General features: G+C 61.9%; 10 protein-coding genes. 7 read left to right on the top strand and 3 right to left on the bottom strand.

What is annotated here, in order from left to right; translation table 11 throughout:
* Nucleotides 1-6399: retention module-containing protein (locus ACQKP2_RS14430; RefSeq protein ID WP_427577323.1), on the bottom strand; the 6399-nt coding region annotated here is incomplete at its 3' end.
* 598 nt (nucleotides 6400-6997) lie between these two features.
* Here ACQKP2_RS14430 and ACQKP2_RS14425 point away from each other — a divergent pair.
* From ACQKP2_RS14425 to ACQKP2_RS14415, 3 genes are read left to right on the top strand one after another with little or no spacing between them, the layout of a single operon-like run.
* Nucleotides 6998-8356: a TolC family outer membrane protein gene (locus ACQKP2_RS14425; protein ID WP_427577322.1), complete on the top strand. Its 1359-nt coding sequence runs from the start codon at nucleotides 6998-7000 to the stop codon at nucleotides 8354-8356.
* 18 nt (nucleotides 8357-8374) lie between these two features.
* On the top strand, nucleotides 8375-10534 hold the full coding sequence (locus ACQKP2_RS14420) for a type I secretion system permease/ATPase (RefSeq protein WP_427577321.1): 2160 nt from the start codon (nucleotides 8375-8377) through the stop codon (nucleotides 10532-10534).
* Between the two features lie 10 nt (nucleotides 10535-10544).
* Nucleotides 10545-11912, top strand: a complete 1368-nt coding sequence (locus ACQKP2_RS14415) for an HlyD family type I secretion periplasmic adaptor subunit (RefSeq protein WP_427577319.1) — start codon at nucleotides 10545-10547, stop codon at nucleotides 11910-11912.
* Between the two features lie 120 nt (nucleotides 11913-12032).
* Here the strand turns inward: ACQKP2_RS14415 and ACQKP2_RS14410 are convergent, their stop codons facing one another.
* The gene (locus tag ACQKP2_RS14410; RefSeq protein WP_427577318.1) at nucleotides 12033-12626 is read right to left on the bottom strand and encodes a tRNA-uridine aminocarboxypropyltransferase; all 594 of its coding nucleotides are present in this window, start codon (nucleotides 12624-12626) and stop codon (nucleotides 12033-12035) included.
* A gap of 12 nt (nucleotides 12627-12638) precedes the next feature.
* The gene (locus tag ACQKP2_RS14405) at nucleotides 12639-13535 is read right to left on the bottom strand and encodes a LysR family transcriptional regulator (protein ID WP_427577317.1); all 897 of its coding nucleotides are present in this window, start codon (nucleotides 13533-13535) and stop codon (nucleotides 12639-12641) included.
* Between the two features lie 314 nt (nucleotides 13536-13849).
* Here ACQKP2_RS14405 and speB point away from each other — a divergent pair, with 314 nt between their 5' ends.
* The 4 genes from speB to ACQKP2_RS14385 all read left to right on the top strand — a co-directional run bounded on the left by speB (nucleotide 13850) and on the right by ACQKP2_RS14385 (nucleotide 18324).
* Complete coding sequence (gene speB / locus ACQKP2_RS14400; protein WP_427577315.1) at nucleotides 13850-14800, top strand: agmatinase; 951 nt, start codon at nucleotides 13850-13852, stop codon at nucleotides 14798-14800.
* Nucleotides 14801-14809: 9 nt separating this feature from the next.
* The gene (locus ACQKP2_RS14395; RefSeq protein WP_427577314.1) at nucleotides 14810-15214 is read left to right on the top strand and encodes a YybH family protein; all 405 of its coding nucleotides are present in this window, start codon (nucleotides 14810-14812) and stop codon (nucleotides 15212-15214) included.
* 73 nt (nucleotides 15215-15287) lie between these two features.
* Nucleotides 15288-16799: a purine-cytosine permease family protein gene (locus ACQKP2_RS14390; protein ID WP_427577313.1), complete on the top strand. Its 1512-nt coding sequence runs from the start codon at nucleotides 15288-15290 to the stop codon at nucleotides 16797-16799.
* Between the two features lie 145 nt (nucleotides 16800-16944).
* Nucleotides 16945-18324 carry a sodium:solute symporter gene (locus tag ACQKP2_RS14385; protein ID WP_427577312.1) on the top strand — a complete coding sequence of 460 codons (1380 nt, stop codon included), beginning with the start codon at nucleotides 16945-16947 and terminating at the stop codon, nucleotides 18322-18324.
* Nucleotides 18325-18378 lie beyond the last annotated feature (54 nt).

The following is an 18378-nucleotide window of genomic DNA, read 5'->3' as shown; positions in this document are numbered from 1 at the left end:
GCCATTGAGAATGTTATCGCCATCGCCCGCCACCAGCGTGTCATTTCCTGCTGTGCCGGTGAGCGTGTGGCTGTCCTGGTAGCTGATGGTCACGTTGGCAGTGTCGCTGCCCCCATGGTTGTCGCTGGCCGTGTAGGTGCCGTGATAGTCCGGGGCGACATCGCTGGCACCGGCGTAATTGAGTTTCATGGTCAGCTGATAGTTTTCCGCCGCGTTGGTGTTGCTGCCACTGGTGTTGGTGATGTTGGTCACGTGGATCTGATAAACGCCGTCGGATGCCGCCGTGATGGTCTGGCCGTCAGCGATGGCCGTCCAGGCACCGCCATTGATGGAGTACTCCATGGTGATATGGCCGGCCGCCAGGTTGTGATCCAGGTTGAGTGTTTCACCCTGCTTGAGATTGACGGTGATGCGGTCCTCGTCGTTGGTATTACCGGCGGTGACTGGCCCGAGATAACCGCTGATAACCAGCATGGCGGTCATGGTCGCGGCGTTGGCCGAGAATGCGCTGCGCACGTCGGCCAGGTTCTGGTTGTCCGGCCTTGCGCCGTTGCCGGAGAAGTTGATCGCGCCGGTGCCGGTGAAATCCGCACCCTTTGCAGTCCACCCCGTGTTGAAGGTCGTCGGCGAGGCGTTCAACGAATCGCCATCGGCATCGGTGTCGTTGGCCAGCAGCAATTCACCCGGCACCGTCACGCTGCCCGAGAGCACATTGGTGATGATGTGATCATCGGTGGCTACCGGAGGCGCATTCGCAATGACCTTGACCGCCAATGTCGAACTGGCGAGATCGCCGTCGTTATCGCTGACGGTATAGCCGATGTTTTCCGTGAGCCCCACCGAAGTGGCTTTCTGCGAAACGTAGGAGTAGTCGCCGGTATCGAGGTTCACCACCAGGGTGCCCTTGTTATCGGTGGCGATGCTCAACGTGTTGTTGATCGTGTCGAAGGTGCCGTGATTGGCACCGCCACTGAAGCTCAGCGACCCCTGGTTGTTGTTGCCTTTGGGGTCATAGGTGTAGGTGGTGCCATCAACCGTGAGGGTCTTGATGAAGCCACCGTCGGCACCGAAAGTACCGCCCTCGCCCAACAGCGAACCGGTCACCGGCGCACCGATCACGGTGCCCGACAATACCGAGTTGAGCTGGCCAAGATCATTGACCACCACGGCATTGGTGTTGGTGCCGGTGCTGCCGTCATAAGCCAGCGGATCGAGGTTGGCATTGCCCACACCATTACCCAGGCCTATCGCGTAGTTCTTGATGTCATGGGTTTCGAGGAAGGTTTTCCACGCGGCCTCATCCGAACTGTTGATATCCCCTTGATTGGGTTTGCCATCGGAGAAGAAGTAACCGACGTTCTGGGCGCCCGTCAGTTTGCCGCTGGTGTCGAACGCGATTTGCGCCACCGAGATCGCTGCGTCGTAGTTGGTACCGCCGCCCGCCGACAGGCCGGAGATAATCGACTTGGCTGTCGCCACATCGACCCACGTGGAGGTCTTGTCGGTGGCATTGCTGCTGAACGTGACGATCTGCACTTTGACATCACCGAGGTCATCGTACTTGTCGAGCAAGGCACTGATGGCCTGCTTGGCAAGATCCAGGCGCGAGAGACCGGATACCCCCGAAGCATCGGCCATGCTGCCGGACACGTCGATCACCAGCAGCAGGTTGGAATCGACCTCCACTGCCGCCACCGACCGCTCGGCACCCACGGCCTTGGGCACGTCATCGACAATGTTGACCACGATGGAGCTGGTGGTGCTGTTGCCCAGCGCATCGGTGGCTTTGTAGGTAAAGGTTTCGCTCAGGGTATTGGGGCCGTCGTTGGCGCCTGGCGAGGTTTTGGGTGCCGAAGTCAGGGTGTAGGTGTAGCTGCCGTCGGGATTGAGCAGGATCTGCCCGTAGGTGCCGGTGGCGCTGCCCACCAGGCTGTAGGTGATCGTACCGCTGCCGCCGTGGACCGAACCGGCCAGGCTGCTGCTGGCGGTTTCGCCGCTGTTGCCCGGTTCGCTGCCGGTGACGTTGCCGGGGGCCAGGTCCTGGCCGTCCTTGCTCAGGTCGAGGGCTTTTTCGTAGACGGTGACGTCGTTGTCGCTGCTTGCCACCAGGCAGCTGTTGTGCACGTCGACGGTGATGGTGGTGGTGCTTTCATCGCCGTCGGCATCGCGCAGGGTGTAGGTGAAGGTGTCGGTCGCACCGGGGCCGCTGACGCCGTTCGGGTAGCTGTGGTACTCGGCGTTGCCATGGGCGTCCAGTGTCAGATAGCCGTAGGTGCCGTTGATCGGACTGCCCAGACCGCCGATGGCCGGGGTCGAGGTGTCCGAGCCGGCGCGCACGCCGACCACACCGCCGCCCGCCGCCGGACCGTCAGCACCGCCGACGTCGTTCCACAGCACGTTGCCGGAGACGATGCCGCCTTCGCCGACCGAGGCCATGTCGGCATGGGCGGTGGGCACGTCGTCGACGATGTTGACCACGATGGTGCTGGTGCTGATGTTGCCCAGCGCGTCGGTGGCCTGGTAGGTAAAGGTTTCGTGCAGGACGTTCGCGCCGTCATTGGTGTGCGGTGTCGTGCTCGCCGGTGACGTCAGGGTGTAGGTGTAGCTGCCGTCGGGATGGAGCAGGATCTGCCCGTAGGTCCCGATGGCGCTGCCCACCAGGCTGTAGGTGATCGTACCGCTGCCGCCGTGAACCGAACCGGCCAGGCTGCCGCTGGCGGTTTCGCCGGTATTGCCCGGGTCGCTGCCGGTGACGCTGCCGGGGGCCAGGTCCTGGCCGTCCTTGCTCAGGTCGAGGGCTTTTTCGTAGACGGTGACGTCGTTGTCGCTGCTTGCCACCAGGCAGCTGTTGTGCACGTCGACGGTGATGGTGGTGGTACTTTCGTCGCCGTCGGCATCGCGCAGGGTGTAGGTGAAGGTGTCGCTCGCGCCAGGGCCACTGACGCCGTTCGGGTAGCTGTGGTACTCGGCGTTGCCGTGGGCGTCCAGCGTCAGGTAGCCATAGGTGCCATTGATCGGGCTGCCCAGACCGCCGATGGCCGGGGTCGAAGTGTCCGAACCGGCGCGCACGCCGACCACCCCGCCGCCCGCCGCCGGGCCGTCGGCACCGCCGACGTCGTTCCACAACACATTGCCGGAGACGATGCCGCCCTCGCCGACCGAGGCCATGTCGGCATGGGCGGTGGGCACGTCGTCGACGATGTTGACCACGATTGTGCTGGTGCTGATGTTGCCCAGCGCATCGGTGGCCTGATAGGTAAAGGTTTCGTGCAGGACGTTCGCGCCGTCATTGCCGTGTGGCGTCGTGCTCGCCGGTGAGGTCAGGGTGTAGGTGTAGCTGCCGTCGGGGTTGAGCAAAATCTGCCCATAGGTGCCGGTGGCGCTGCCGACCAGGCTGTAGGTGATCGCACCGCTGCCGCCATGGACCGAACCGGCCAGGCTGCCGCTGGCGGTTTCGCCGGTATTGCTCGGGTCGCTGCCGGTGACGCTGCCGGCGGCCAGGTCCTGGCCGTCCTTGCTCAGGTCGAGGGCTTTTTCGTAGACGGTCACCTCGTTGTCGCTGCTCGCCACCAGGCAGCTGTTGTGCACGTCGACGGTGATGGTGGTGGTGCTTTCATCGCCGTCGGCATCGCGCAGGGTGTAGGTGAAGGTGTCCGTGGCGCCGGGGCCGCTCACGCCGTTCGGGTAGCTGTGGTACTCGGCGTTGCCGTGGGCATCCAGCGTCAGGTAGCCGTAGGTGCCGTTGATCGGGCTGCCCAGGCCGCCGATGGCCGGGGTCGAGGTGTCCGAGCCTGCACGCACGCCGACTACCCCGCCGCCCGCCGCCGGGCCATCGGCGCCGCCGACGTCGTTCCACAGCACGTTGCCGGTGACCACGCCGCCCTCGCCGACCGACACAGCATCGGCGTGGGCGGTGGGCACGTCATCGATGACGTTGACGTTGATTTCGCCGTGCGCCGTGCTGCCGTCGCTGTCGGTGGCGACAACGCTGATGTTCTCTCTGATGCTGTTGGCGCCGTCGCCTGTCGGGTGATGAGGATCGGTGTAGTTCAGGGTGTAGCTGTAACTCACCACGCCCGTGGCCGGGTTGTAGCCGGTGATGGTGAAGGTGCTGCCCAGCGCCGTCGTGGCCGTTTGCGGGAAGCCCGCCGCCACGCCATCGCTGATCACCGCGATGCCGCCCACCACCAGGCTTTTCAGGCCATCCGGCGCGGTGACGGTAAAGGTGCCGCTCTGGGTCAGGGCCGCGGCATCGGGGCTGCTGCCGTAGGTGAGGTTTTTCTCGTGGACCGTCAGCTCGCCGCCGCTGACATCGAGGCCGTTGAGGGTCACGCCGTCATCGTTGTTGTGGATGTTCAGCACCAGGTGGGCGGTGCTGGTGTCGCCGTCGGCATCGGTCAGCGTGTAGGTAAACGTCTCGGTGCCGTTGCCGCCGCCGTGCAGGGCTTTGAAGTCGGCGTCGTTGGTGTTCAGGGTGTAGGTGTAGGTGCCGTTGGCATTGAGCACCAACGTGCCGTAGGTGCCGACGAACGTACCCGGCGTGATAGGGCCGCTGTCGGGCCCGACGGCCACGCGGTCGGCGCCTTGCACGTCGTTGGTCAGTACGTTGCCGTCGAGGGTCAGGCGGGTTTCCGAGGCGGTATTGGCGTTGCTGTCGTCCATGGCCTTGGGCACGTCGTCGACGATGTTGACGTTCAGACTGCCATTGGCTGTGGTGCCGTTGTCATCGACCACGGTGACGTTGAAGTGTTCGGACAGGTTGTTGGCGCCATTGGCGGTCGGATGCGCCTCGTTGTCGGTCAAGGTGTAGCTGTAACTGACCACGCCGGTCGCGGCATTGAACCCGGTGATGGTCAACGTGCTGCCCATTGGCGTGACGATGGATTGCGGGAAGCCTGCGCTGACGCCGCCGACCACCACGTTGATGCCGCCGATACTCAAAGTCTGCACACCGTCCGGCGCGGTGATGGTGAACGTACCACTCTGGGTCAGCGCCGCGGCATCCGGGCTGCTGCCGTCGCCGAGGTTTTTCTCGTAGACGTTGAGTGCGCCACCCTCGACGTTCAAGCCATTGAGGGTCACGCCGTCATCGTTGTTGTGGATGTTCAGCACCAGGTGGGCGGTGCTGGTGTCGCCGTCGGCATCGGTCAGGGTGTAGGTGAAGGTCTCGGTGCCATTACCGCCGCCGTGCAGGGCTTTGAAATCGGCGTCGTTGGTGTTCAGGGTGTAGGTGTAGGTGCCATTGGCATTAAGCACCAACGTGCCATAGGTACCGACAAAGGTGCCCGGCGTGACCGGGCCGCTGTCGGGACCGATGGCCACGCGGTCGGCGCCTTGCACGTCGTTGGTCAGCACGTTGCCGTCGAGGGTCAGGCGGGTTTCCGAGGCGGTGTTGGCGTTGCTGTCATCAACCGCCTTGGGCACGTCATCGGTGATGTTGACGTCAAGGGACCCCGTTGCGGTGTCGCCATTGGTGTCGCCGGCCACCACGGTGAAGTGCTCGCTGAGGGTGGTGCCGTCACCGGACGAATGGGTTTCGCTACCGTTGAGGGTGTAGCTGTAACTCACTACGCCTGTGGCCGGGTTGTAGCCGGTGACGGTCAGCGTGCTCCCCAACGGGGTTGTGATCGACTGCGGAAAGCCCGCGACGACACCACCGCTGATGACGTTGATCCCGCCGATGCTCAGGCTGCTCAAGCCGTCGGGCGCGTTGATGGTGAAGGTGCCGCTCTGGGTCAATGCACCGGGATTACTGGCCGAGCCGTCGGCGAGATTGGCTTCGCTGAGGGTCAGTTCACCGCCTGCCACCGACAGGCCGTTGAGGGTGACGGGATTGTTCACGGCGGGAGCAGTGATCACGGGGGCCGCTGCTCCGGTATCGGTATTGATATCGGCGTTGTGGCGCTCCAGGGGAAATTCGGGGATGCCGTTGAAACCGGCCGTGGGGAAGCCAACGATCGGGTCGACCCGTCCACCGACCTCTTCAAGCATGACAAAACTGTGGCCCCCGCCAAGCGCCCCATTGCCGGGCCCTGTCGAGCCGGGACCTGCCGCCGTGGCCTCAGCGGTCTGAGTCGGGTCGTCACCGGCAGCAATGGCTTTTTGCAATTGCTCGACATCACTCAACTGCGCCTGGCTGGGCGTTACCGCCTCGGCCGTGTCCACGTGAGGCGACTGATGGGCCAGCAACTGCGCACTCATTTGCAGGCTGCTGCCTCGCCCCAGCGTCAGCTCCTGACCGTTTTGCAGATGCACAGCCACCGCGCCTTCGGCACCGGTATTGAGTTGATCACCGGCAAACAGCCGATCCCCCTCGATCAGCACGCGACGTGTGCCGTCGCCCGCCACCGCGAAAACCTGACCGATGACCTTACTGACAATACCGATGAGCGTAGCCATGTGCATTTCCTCCGCTGCCAACCACCGTCGGCACCCTTTTTTGTTGCGGAGATCATGCTTGTGGATGGCTCAAGCGGGTCACCCGACGGTTCGTCCAGCGGTCAGCGGGAATGCTTGAAAAAGCCGCTGTCCTGGCGACGATCCCGCCTGGCGTGTTGCCCGCGGGCCGGCTTCACGTTGAGGTAAAACCCTGTGCAATCAGCAGCATCGGGTGTCACAACGCGAACAACCTGCCCAACGAGCGATGCGTAACGGATGTGAACCCTTAAAGTGACAAAAAACCGTCACCAAACTCCATCACGCTTCCCTCCCCTCCAGCACTTCTCCGCCCTATGTCGATTCTTGAGTCGGAACTTTCCATGAGGCCCTGATGAGCGCCCTAAAGCTCATAAATCAAGGGCTTTCCCAGTGAACAATGTGCTGGATTTTGCGGAGCGCATAAGTTTTTTTCGGCATAACCATTATGAAAAATACTTCTTAGCTTCTCCCCAGAATGTTCTTAGCTCTGTTGTTAAAAGCATGAAACGGTTTACCTATAAATGTCGTCAAAATATTGGCGACTGATAAAGCACCATTTAGGACTCAGGGAGATGTCACCATGCGCCATATAACCCCCCTTTGCAGCGCGGTTCTTTTGGCCATGGCCTGTAACTTTCAGGCATCTGCCATGACCTTGACCGAAGCGATCCAAAGCACCATCGCCACCCATCCGGAGCTGGCATCGCGCGTGGACAGCCGTCGGTCGGCAGATGAAGACGTGAAGGTCGCCAAGGGGGGCTTTTATCCATCGGTCGATCTGAATGCCGCCTACGGGCGCGGGTACAGCGACAACACCAACACCCGGGCATTTGGTAGTCACCACACGGAAACTCTCAATTACACCCAGTCGGAATTGCGCCTGCGGCAAATGCTTTTCGACGGTTTCAATACCGCCAACGAAGTCGAACGCACCAAAGGCGTGGTGAGCTCCCGGGCCTACTTCGCTCAGGGCACCGCCCAGGACCTGGCCCTGCGCACCATCGAGGTGTATCTGGAAGTGCTCAAGCGCCGCGAACTGGTGACCCTGGCCAAGAACAACCTGCAGGCCCACCTGCGGGTCAACGACCAGATCGGCCTGCGTACCGAACGTGGTGTGGGCAGCAACGCCGACGCCGATCAGTCCGCCGCTCGTCGGGCGCTGGCGGAAAACAACCTGGACACCGCCGAAGTCGATCTGGCCGACGCCGAATCGAACTTCTACGCCGTCGTCGGACGCCTGCCCGATGAACTCGAAACACCGCCATCGACCCGCGGCGAAGTGCCAGCCACCCTGCAGGAAGCCCAACAGAGCATGGTGGAAAACAACCCTTACCTGAAGTCCGCCCAGGCCGACGTGCAATCGGCCGAGAGCCAGTACGAAGTGGCCAAGTCGCCGTTTTACCCACGTCTCGATGCCGAAGCGGCAGTGGGGGCCAACAATAACGTCCAGGGTGATGTCGGCCATGACAACGAATGGCGGGTCGGTGTGGTGATGAACTACAACCTGTTCCGTGGCGGCAGCGACAAGGCCCGCCTGCAATCGGATGCGCACAAGATCAATCAGGCGATGGACATCCGCAACAACGCTCTGCGCCAGCTCAACGAAAACATTCACCTGGCCTGGAACGCCATGGTCAATGCCAAGAAACAAACGCCGACCGCCCGCGAATACGCCGAAACCAGCAAGCGCGTACGCGTCGCTTATCAGGACCAGTTCGGCCTCGGCCAACGGACCTTGCTCGACCTGCTGGACAGTGAAAACGAACTCTACAACGCCAACCGCCGCTATACCGAAGTACGCTACACCGAAGAGTTTTCGATGTACCGTGTACTGTCGAACATGGGCCAGCTGTTGAGCAAACAACGGGTCGTGCTGCCCGCCGATGCGATCGCCCAGACCGAAGTCAAAAACGAAGCTCGTCTGCCTGAATTGAAGTAATGCAAGGGAGCGCTCAATGTGACCAGCATGAACCCTGGCGATGCCGGTATCGATCCACGCCTGAGCTTCGATGACCCGCTTCTGGATGGTCTGCTGATTCTGTGCAAACTCCATGGCGCGACGGTCAGTCGTGCCAGCCTCAGTGCCGGGCTGCCAATGGCACACCAACGCCTGAGCCTGGACCTGCTGCCACGCGCAGCGGCCCGGGCCGGTTTGCAGGCGCGTCTGCTGCGGCGCGCCCTCAAGGACATCTCGCCGCTCAACCTGCCGGTGCTGCTGCTGCTGAACAACCATCGCACCGCGATCCTGCGTCGTATTGGCGATGACGGCCGCGTGCTGATCCTGCCCAGCGAAGCCGACGGCGGCGAGCAATGGGTCAGCCCTGAAGAGCTGGCCGAGCACTACAGCGGCCAGGCCCTGTTCGCCCGGCCGCGACATGAACTGGAGGACCTGCGTTCACCCTTGGTGCCACGGGTACAGGCCTGGTTTCGCGACACCCTGAAGCTGTCCAAATGGCTGTACAGCGATGCGATCCTGGCGAGTTTCCTGATCAACCTGTTGGGCCTGATGGTGCCGCTGTTCGTGATGCAGACCTATGATCGGGTCGTGCCGAACCAGGCCACGTCCACGCTGTGGGTACTGGTGATCGGCCTGCTGATCGGTACGGGCTTCGAATTGGTGCTGCGTGTGGTGCGTGCGCATTTGCTCGACACGGCCGGGAAGAAAACCGATGTGATCCTGTCGGCCACGCTGTTCGAGCGCATCACCGGCATGGCGATGAAGGCCAGACCGGCAACCATCGGCGGTTTCGCCCAGAGCATTCATGACTTCCAGGGACTGCGGGAATTTCTCACCGCCGTGACCCTGACCAGCCTCATCGACCTGCCCTTTGCCCTGTTGATGCTGCTGGTGATCGGTTTGCTCGGCGGCTGGCTGGTGGTGATTCCGATCCTGGCGTTTCCGGTCACGATCATTTTCGCCCTGGTGATTCAGGCGCGACTTCGCGACACCGTCCAGCAAAGCCTGAAACTGGGCGCCGAGCGCCAGGCCCTGCTGATCGAAACCCTCGGCGGCCTGGAAACCCTGAAGGCCTGCAGTGCCGAAAGCGAGCGCCAGCACAAATGGGAAAGCACTCATGGTGCCCTCACCCGCCTCGACAGTCATGCGCGCAATCTTGCTGCGCTGGCGACCAACGGTACGCTGTTCATCCAGCAGCTTTCCGGCATGGCAACCATCGTTGCCGGGGTCTACAGCATCATCGCCGGCAACCTCAGTGTCGGCGCGCTGGTGGCCTCCTACATGCTCGGCAGTCGTGTGCTGGCGCCGCTGGGCCAGATCGCCGGGCTGATTACCCGCTACCAGCAAGCGCAACTGACCATGAAAAGCACCGACGCACTGATGTCGCTGCCTCAGGAACGGGACGCCAGGCAACGGCCACTGGAGCGCACGCAACTGCAGGGCGCGCTGGATGTGATCGGCGTGACCTTCCACTACAACGGCCAGAGCGCCCCGGCGCTGGCCAACATCAGCTTCAGCGTGAAACCCGGCGAACGGGTCGGCATCATCGGCCGCAGCGGCTCGGGCAAAAGCACCCTGGCCCGCCTGGTGATGGGGTTCCTGGAACCCGCCGAAGGGCAGTTGCTGCTCGATGGCCTGGATTTGCGGCAACTGGATGTCGCCGACCTGCGCCACCAGATCGGTTACGTCGCCCACGACCTGCCGCTGCTGGCCGGCAGCCTGCGCGATAACCTGACCCTCGGTGCGCGCTATGTCAGCGATGCACGCATGCTCGAAGTGGCGCAGATGACCGGCGTCACCGAGTTGGCCCGGCAACACCCGCAAGGCTTTGACCGCCCCGTCGGCGAGCGCGGACAACTGCTCTCGGGCGGACAGCGCCAGGCCGTGCTGCTGGCCCGGGCCCTGCTGCTCGATCCGCCAATCATGCTGCTCGACGAACCTACCAGCGCCATGGACAACAGCAGCGAAGATGCCTTGCGGCAAAAACTCCACGGCTGGGTCCAGGGCAAAACCATGCTGCTGGTCACTCACCGGACGTCGATGCTCAGCCTGGTGGATCGCCTGGTGGTGCTGGATAACGGGCGGATCGTCGCCGACGGGCCGAAAGAAGCGGTCATCGATGCACTGCGCAAGGGCCGTGTCGGCTCTGCGGCTGTCTAGGAGTCGCGCCATGTCTGCCTCGCAACCGGCTTCATCCAAAGGACGCGGCTACTTCGACAGCTTCGGTAAAAGCGCCGAGGCCGAATTCATGCCGGAAACCGCCGGCGCCTCGTTGCAGGACTCCCCGCGCTGGTCGCGCATCACCGTATGGCTGGCCGCGGCGCTGTTGATCAGCGCTCTGGTCTGGGCCAAGTTCGCCGTGCTGCAGGAAGTCACCATGGGCGAAGGCAAGGCGATTCCGTCGAGCAAGGTGCAGGTGATCCAGAACCTGGAGGGCGGAATCGTCACCGAGATCTTCGTACGCGAGGGACAAATGGTGAATAAGGGCGACACCCTGTTGCGCCTCGATGACACCCGTTACCTGTCGAACAAAGGCGAAAGCGAGGCCGATCGTTATGCCCTGACCGCTCAGGTCGAGAGGCTGTCGGCCGAAGCAGAGGGCCGGCCGTTCACGCTCTCCGAAGAAGTGAAAGCCAAGGCACCGCAAGTGGCCGAAGACGAGCGCTCTTTGTACGAACAACGGCAACGTCGCCTGGCCAGCGAACAACGAACCCTCTCGGAGCAACTGCGGCAAAAAACCCAGGAACTGGCGGAGTTCCGCTCGAAAGCGGGGCAATACAGTTCAAGCCTGGCACTGGTCAATCAGGAAATGGGCATGTCCGAGCCACTGGTCAAGACCGGTGCCGTGTCACCGGTGGAGATCCTGCGCCTCAAACGCAGCGCCGTTGAAATCCGCGGCTCGCTCAATGCCACCACGCTGGCGATTCCACGGGCGGAATCGGCGATTGCCGAGATCAGAAGCAAGATCGACGAGTCGGAACAGACCTTCCGCTCGGAAGCGGCCAAGGAGCTGAATGAGAAACGCACGGACCTGTCGAAGATCACCGCATCGAGCATCGCGATCGACGACCGCGTGACCCGCACCACAGTGAATTCGCCGGTCAAGGGCATCATCAAGGTCTTGAAGGTCAACACCATCGGTGGCGTGGTCCAGCCAGGCAGCGACATGGTGGAAATCGTGCCTCTGGAAGACAACCTGCTGATCGAGGCAAAAGTGCGTCCACAGGACGTGGCCTTCCTGCACCCGGGCCAGAAAGCCATGGTCAAGTTCAGTGCCTACGACTACACGATCTACGGCGGCCTGAGCGCCAAACTGGAACTGATCGGTGCCGACACCATCACCGATGACAAGGGCAACAGCTTCTACCTGATTCAGGTACGCACCGACAAAAACCATTTGGGCGGGGACGTGAAGCCGCTGCTGATCATTCCGGGGATGGTGGCGACCGTGGATATCATCACCGGGGAGAAAACGGTGCTGGACTACCTGCTTAAACCGGTGTTGAAAGCGCGGACCGAGGCGATGCGGGAAAGGTAGTGCAGGACCTGATGGTTCCCACGCTCCGCGTGGGAATGCCGCCCGGGACGCTCCGCGTTCCTTGCTTTTTTGTGACGCAGAGCGTCACTGGATGCGTTCCCACGCGGAGCATGGGAACGATCATTGTCCGTGATTGCGCTGGAAGGTCTCCTCCCCCATCGCCGCAATCTGCCCTTCGATCAACGCCTCGAACGGCTTGAGCAACGGCGCAAAAGACGCCGGGGCTTCCAGGGTTTCCAGCGCCTGCACGATCGCCTCCACCGTCGACAACGCTCCCGGACCCGGTGCCTTGCGCAACCGGTAGCGCGACACGCCGTCCCCGGCCAGTGTCACCCTCGGCAACGCAGCCAGCAGCGGGTTCATATGCAACAGCTTGCGCGCCTTGCGCCAGGTGCCGTCCGGTACCACCAACAGGATCGGTTCATCACTGGCGCCACAGGCTTGCAATGGCTGCGCCTGTTCGCCGGGAAACAACAACCGCGCCTGATACCCCGGCCGATCCAGCAGTGCCGGCAGGTTTTCGAACACTTCGCCGACGATCAACTCGGCATTGTTCAAGCCCAATGCCGCCAGACGTGCTGTGTTCAGTGCATGATTCACTTCGCTCGGATGCTGCAACAGCAGCACGCGGGTACGGCTGTCGAGGCTGGGGATCAGCGGGCACAGGCAATGGCTTTGCGGGCGCAGGCAACGCGGGCATTGAATTCTGGACATCGCTTGTTTTCCTCAGACAGCCTGGTTCAGTTGTGCCTTGAGCAGGTCCCGAAAGGTCTGGATCAACGGCTCACGGCTGCGTCCCCGGCGTACGATCATCGAGAACGGCGCCTGATAACCGAAGGTCGCCGGCAACAAAACGCGCAACTCGCCCTTGTCGGCCCAGGCCTGGGCGTAATGCTCCGGCAGGTAACCGATATAGGCGCCGGACAGCACCAGGATCAGCTGCGCCTCCATACTCTCCACCGTCGCGGCACTGTGCTTGAAACCGTGGCGGGCAAGTTCCGCCTGGCTCCAGTAGCCCCGACCGACCATGCGTTGCTGGGTAATGACCTGCTCGGGGATACGCCTTTCGTTGAACAGCGGATGCCGCGTGCTGCAATACAGCCAATGCTGTTCGCGGTACAACGGCATGTACACCAGACCGCTCATGCGCGTGGAGAACGCACCGATGGCCAGGTCGAGGCGGTTATCCTGCACGCCCAGTTGCAGTTCGTAGGGGCTCATGACCGACAAGTGCAAATGCACCGCCGGGTGTTCCTGGCTATAGGCGCCGATGGCCTCGGCGAACGGCAGGGCCTTGTCGCTGACCGTCGAGTCGATCACGCCAAGGTTGAGCGTACCGCGCAACTCGCCCTTGAGTGCGGCAGCGTATTGTTCGAAACCTTCCAGTTCACCGAGCAAGCGCAGGGTTTCCTGATGGAACAGCTCGCCCTTGCTGGTCAGGCTGAACCCGCCACGTCCGCGATGGCACAGCACCAGGCCCAGCGCCGATTCGAGCTGGCTCATGTAGGTGCTGATCGCCGACGTCGAGAGGTTGAGTTCCTGCTGGGCGTTGGCGAATCCCTGATGACGCACCACGCTGACGAAAATGCGCAATAGTTTCAGGTCGGGTAAAGCGTTGGCCATGGGGGTACTCCAGAACCGGTCGATCGTTCCCACGCTCTGCGTGGGAATGCAGCCCGTGACGCTCTGCGTCACATGCATGAAAACAGCTGGACGCGGAGCGTCCGTGGATGCGTTCCCACGCAGAGCGTGGGAACGAGCACGGGAGAGAGTCTATCTCTGCTCTCGCCATTAGTTTAGAAAAATCTGAACTAAGTTTTTGCCCGTAGCGATTCTTTACCGCCACTACATTTCGCAGAATCCGCTCACAGTGGTGCCCGTACCTCCCGTGAGCGGTGCACCTGCATAAATAAAACAACGATGATGAGGCCCTACCCGTGGACAAGATTCTTCACCAACCACTGGGCGGCAACGAAATGCCGCGCTTCGGCGGCATCGCCACCATGCTGCGACTCCCCCACCTGGAAACTGCTGCCGGCCTGGACGCTGCCTTCGTAGGCGTGCCACTGGACATCGGTACTTCGCTGCGTCCCGGCACCCGCTTCGGGCCTCGTGACATCCGTACCGAATCGGTAATGATCCGCCCGTACAACATGGCTACCGGTGCGGCGCCGTTCGACTCGCTGTCGGTTGCCGACATCGGCGACGTTGCCATCAACACCTTCAACCTGCTCGATGCCGTTCGCATCATCGAAGAAGCCTACGACAACATCCTTGAGCACGATGTGATCCCCCTGACCCTGGGTGGCGACCACACCATCACCCTGCCGATCCTGCGTGCCATCCATAAGAAGCACGGCAAGGTCGGCCTGGTGCACATCGACGCCCACGCCGATGTCAACGATCACATGTTCGGCGAGAAAATCGCCCACGGCACCACCTTCCGTCGCGCCGTCGAGGAAGGCCTGATCGACCCGGACCGTGTCGTCCAGATCGGTCTGCGCGCCCAGGGCTACACCGCCGACGACTTCAACTGGAGCCGTAACCAGGGCTTCCGCGTGGTTCAGGCCGAAGAATGCTGGCACAAGTCCCTTGAGCCTCTGATGGCTGAAGTACGCGAGAAAGTCGGTGGCGGCCCGGTTTACCTGAGCTTCGACATCGACGGTATCGACCCGGCGTGGGCTCCAGGCACCGGCACTCCGGAAATCGGCGGCCTGACGACCATTCAAGCCATCGAAATCGTACGCGGCTGCCAGGGCCTCGACCTGATCGGTTGCGATCTGGTAGAAGTCTCGCCCGCTTACGACACCACCGGCAACACCTCGCTGCTGGCCGCGAACCTGCTGTACGAAATGCTCTGCGTACTGCCAGGCGTGGTTCACCGCTGAGGGTTGTTCATGAACGAACGTGATCAGGTTTTGAAAGCGGCTGCCGATCTGGTATCCGCCTTCGCCCGCAATGATCGCGAAGCCTACTTCGGCGCTTTCAGCGCCGATGCCAGCTTCGTCTTCTACACCCTCGAACAGCCCCTGCTGACCCGCGACGCCTATCAGGTGTTGTGGGACAGCTGGCGTGCCGATGATGGCTTCGAGGTGCTGTCGTGCACCTCGAGCAACGCGTTTGTCAGCCTGCAGGGTGACGTCGCGATATTCATCCATGACGTGGCCACCGAGCTGCGCATGCAAGGGGAGCAACACTTCAGCCAGGAGCGCGAGACGATTGTTTTCAAAAAACAAGCGTCTGGCCAGGAACAACAAGGCCAATGGCTGGCCTGCCACGAACACTTGTCCGCCTTGCCGTAAGGGCTGCCAACCCCTTAGCCAACACAGGTGACGCTCACGCACGATGAGCGCGCCTTTATGATCGGAGCAGATCATGAATAACAACAACAAAGACCAAAGCCTTACACAAATTGAAACCTACGGGGTTGAACAGATCCCGGACAACGAGCGCACCGCAGGCCCGACGGACTTGTTCCGGATGATCTTCGGGGGCTCCAATACATTCGCCACTGCCGTTCTCGGCAGTTTCCCGGTGCTGTTCGGCCTGTCTTTTCAAGCCGGAGCGCTGGCAATTGTGCTGGGCGTGTTGCTGGGCTCGCTGATTCTGGCGCCGATGGGCCTGTTCGGCCCGATCAACGGCACTAACAACGCCGTTTCTTCCGGCGCGCACTTTGGCGTGCACGGGCGGATCGTCGGTTCGTTCCTGTCACTGCTGACCGCGATCGCATTCTTCTCGCTCTCTGTCTGGAGCTCGGGTGATGCACTGATCGGTGGTGCCAAACGCTTGATCGGCCTGCCGGAAACCGACCTGACCCTGGGCCTGGCCTATGGTCTGTTCGCGATTCTGGTGCTGACCGTCTGCATCTATGGTTTCCGCTTCCTGCTGTGGGTCAACAAGATCGCCGTGTGGAGCGCCAGCCTGTTGTTCCTGCTGGGCATCTTCGCCTTCGCCGGTCCATTTGATGTGAACTACGCCGGTACCGTAGGCATGGGCCAACCGGGCTTCTGGGCTGCTTTCATCGGCGCTGCGCTGGTGGCCATGAGCAACCCGATTTCCTTCGGCGCGTTCCTCGGCGACTGGTCTCGCTACATTCCGCGTGACACCTCCAAGCGCCGAATCATGGCGGCCGTGGTGATCTCGCAGATCGCGACCTTCATTCCGTTCCTGTTCGGCCTGACCACCGCGACCATCGTGGCAATCAAGGCCCCGGACTACATCGCGGCCAACAACTACGTCGGCGGCCTGCTGGCGGTATCGCCGAACTGGTTCTTCCTGCCGGTGTGCCTGATTGCAGTGATCGGCGGCATGTCCACCGGTACGACCTCGCTCTACGGCACGGGCCTGGACATGTCCAGCGTGTTCCCGCGGGTTCTGTCGCGGGTCAAGGCGACGTTGCTGATCGGTGTGATCTCGATCGCCTTCATCTTCATCGGGCGCTTCGCGGCCAACCTGGTGCAGAGCGTGTCGACCTTCGCCGTGCTGATCATCACCTGCACCACCCCATGGATGGTGATCATGATCATCGGCCTGGTGGTCCGTCGCGGCTTCTACTGCCCTGACGACCTGCAAGTGTTCACCCGTGGCGAAAAAGGTGGTCGCTACTGGTTCAACCACGGCTGGAACTGGCGTGGCATGGGTGCCTGGATTCCGAGCGCGGCCGTCGGCCTGTGCTTTGTGAACCTGCCGGGTCAGTTTGTCGGACCTCTGGGCGAAATGGCGGGCGGTATCGACATCAGTCTGCCGGTCACCCTGGGCCTGGCTTCGCTGGTGTACCTGGCGCTGCTGAGCCTGTTCCCTGAATCGAGTGCTGTGTTCGGTCCGAACGACCCTCGCAGCAAGAGCAAGGATTCGCTCGCCAAATCGGCTCTTGGCCAAACAGCTTGACCTGTAGGAGCGAGGCTCGCCCGCGAAGAACGATAACGCGGAAAGTCTGACTCGCCGCGGCGCCTTTTCGCGGGCAAGCCTCGCTCCTACGGAACAAGATTGATTTCAGTTACAGCATAAAAAAGACAATCGGAGACACGCCATCATGGCTTTGGATTTATTCGTCGTACTCATCTACGCCGCCGGGATGCTGCTGCTTGGCTATTACGGCATGCGCAAGGCCAAGACCAACGAAGAGTTTTTGGTCGCTGGTCGTAACCTTGGCCCTAGCCTGTACATGGGCACCATGGCTGCGACTGTACTGGGTGGCGCGTCCACCGTGGGCACCGTGCGTCTGGGCTATGTCCATGGCATCTCCGGTTTCTGGCTGTGCGCCGCCCTGGGCTGCGGCATCGTGGCGCTGAACCTGTTCCTCGCCAAACCTCTGTTGAAGCTCAAGATCTACACCGTTACCCAGGTGCTGGAAAAGCGCTACAACCCGATGGCTCGCTCCGCGAGCGCGGTGATCATGCTGGCCTACGCGCTGATGATCGGCGTGGTCTCGATCCTGGCAATCGGCACCGTACTGCAAGTTCTGTTCGGCCTGCCGTTCTGGATCTCGGTACTGCTCGGCGGTGGCGTCGTGGTGATCTACTCGGCCATCGGCGGCATGTGGTCCCTGACCCTGACTGACATCGTCCAGTTCATCATCAAGACTGTTGGTCTGATGTTCATCCTGCTGCCAATCTGCATGTTCCGCGTCGGTGGCTGGGATCAACTGGTGGCAAAACTGCCGGCTGCAAGCTTCAGCTTCACCACCATCGGCTGGGACACCATCATCACCTACTTCGTGATCTACTTCTTCGGCATCCTGATCGGTCAGGACATCTGGCAACGGGTGTTCACCGTCAAGACCGCCAAAGTGGCTCAGGTTGCCGGTACCGCTGCCGGTATCTACTGCATCATCTACGGTCTGGCCTGCGCCCTGATCGGCATGGCTGCACACGTACTGATCCCGGATCTGGACAACGTCAACAACGCTTTCGCCGCCATCGTCAAACTGTCGCTGCCTGACGGTATCCGTGGCCTGGTCATCGCTGCCGCACTGGCCGCCTTGATGTCCACCGCCAGCGCCGGCCTGCTGGCCGCTGCTACCACGCTGTCCGAAGACCTGCTGCCGAAACTGCGTGGCGGTAAACAGTCGAGCCTGGGCCTCAACCGCCTGGTGACCCTGCTGACCGGTCTTGTGGTACTGGCAATCGCTCTGGTCGTGAACGACGTGATCAGCGCCCTGACCCTGGCCTACAACCTGCTGGTAGGCGGCATGCTGATCCCGCTGATCGGTGCGATCTTCTGGAAACGCGCCACCACCGCCGGCGCCATCGCCAGCATGGGCCTGGGCTTCGCGACCGCCCTGCTGTTCATGGTCAAGGACGGTCTGGATGCCAACACCCCGATCTACTACAGCCTGGCTGTGGGCCTGGTGAGCTTCATCCTGGTGAGCCTGATGTCCCGCCGCCCGGCATTGGCAACCAGCGCCGCCTAAGCTGAACATAACAACTTGATGCTTTCTTCGGCGGGTGTGGCGTCGGTTGCCACA

The sequence above is a fragment of the Pseudomonas sp. NPDC089569 genome, from assembly GCF_050280625.1.
GTDB lineage: Bacteria > Pseudomonadota > Gammaproteobacteria > Pseudomonadales > Pseudomonadaceae > Aquipseudomonas.
This window is presented reverse-complemented; position numbering and strand designations above follow the sequence as displayed.

What these genes read in the sequence shown, in the direction of transcription:
- ACQKP2_RS14425 (WP_427577322.1), top strand. Translation starts at nt 6,998, where the DNA reads ATGCGCCATATAACCCCCCTTTGCAGCGCGGTTCTTTTGGCCATGGCC.
- ACQKP2_RS14415 (WP_427577319.1), top strand. Translation starts at nt 10,545, where the DNA reads ATGTCTGCCTCGCAACCGGCTTCATCCAAAGGACGCGGCTACTTCGAC.
- ACQKP2_RS14410 (WP_427577318.1), bottom strand. Translation starts at nt 12,626, where the DNA reads ATGTCCAGAATTCAATGCCCGCGTTGCCTGCGCCCGCAAAGCCATTGC.
- ACQKP2_RS14405 (WP_427577317.1), bottom strand. Translation starts at nt 13,535, where the DNA reads ATGGCCAACGCTTTACCCGACCTGAAACTATTGCGCATTTTCGTCAGC.
- ACQKP2_RS14395 (WP_427577314.1), top strand. Translation starts at nt 14,810, where the DNA reads ATGAACGAACGTGATCAGGTTTTGAAAGCGGCTGCCGATCTGGTATCC.
- ACQKP2_RS14390 (WP_427577313.1), top strand. Translation starts at nt 15,288, where the DNA reads ATGAATAACAACAACAAAGACCAAAGCCTTACACAAATTGAAACCTAC.
- ACQKP2_RS14385 (WP_427577312.1), top strand. Translation starts at nt 16,945, where the DNA reads ATGGCTTTGGATTTATTCGTCGTACTCATCTACGCCGCCGGGATGCTG.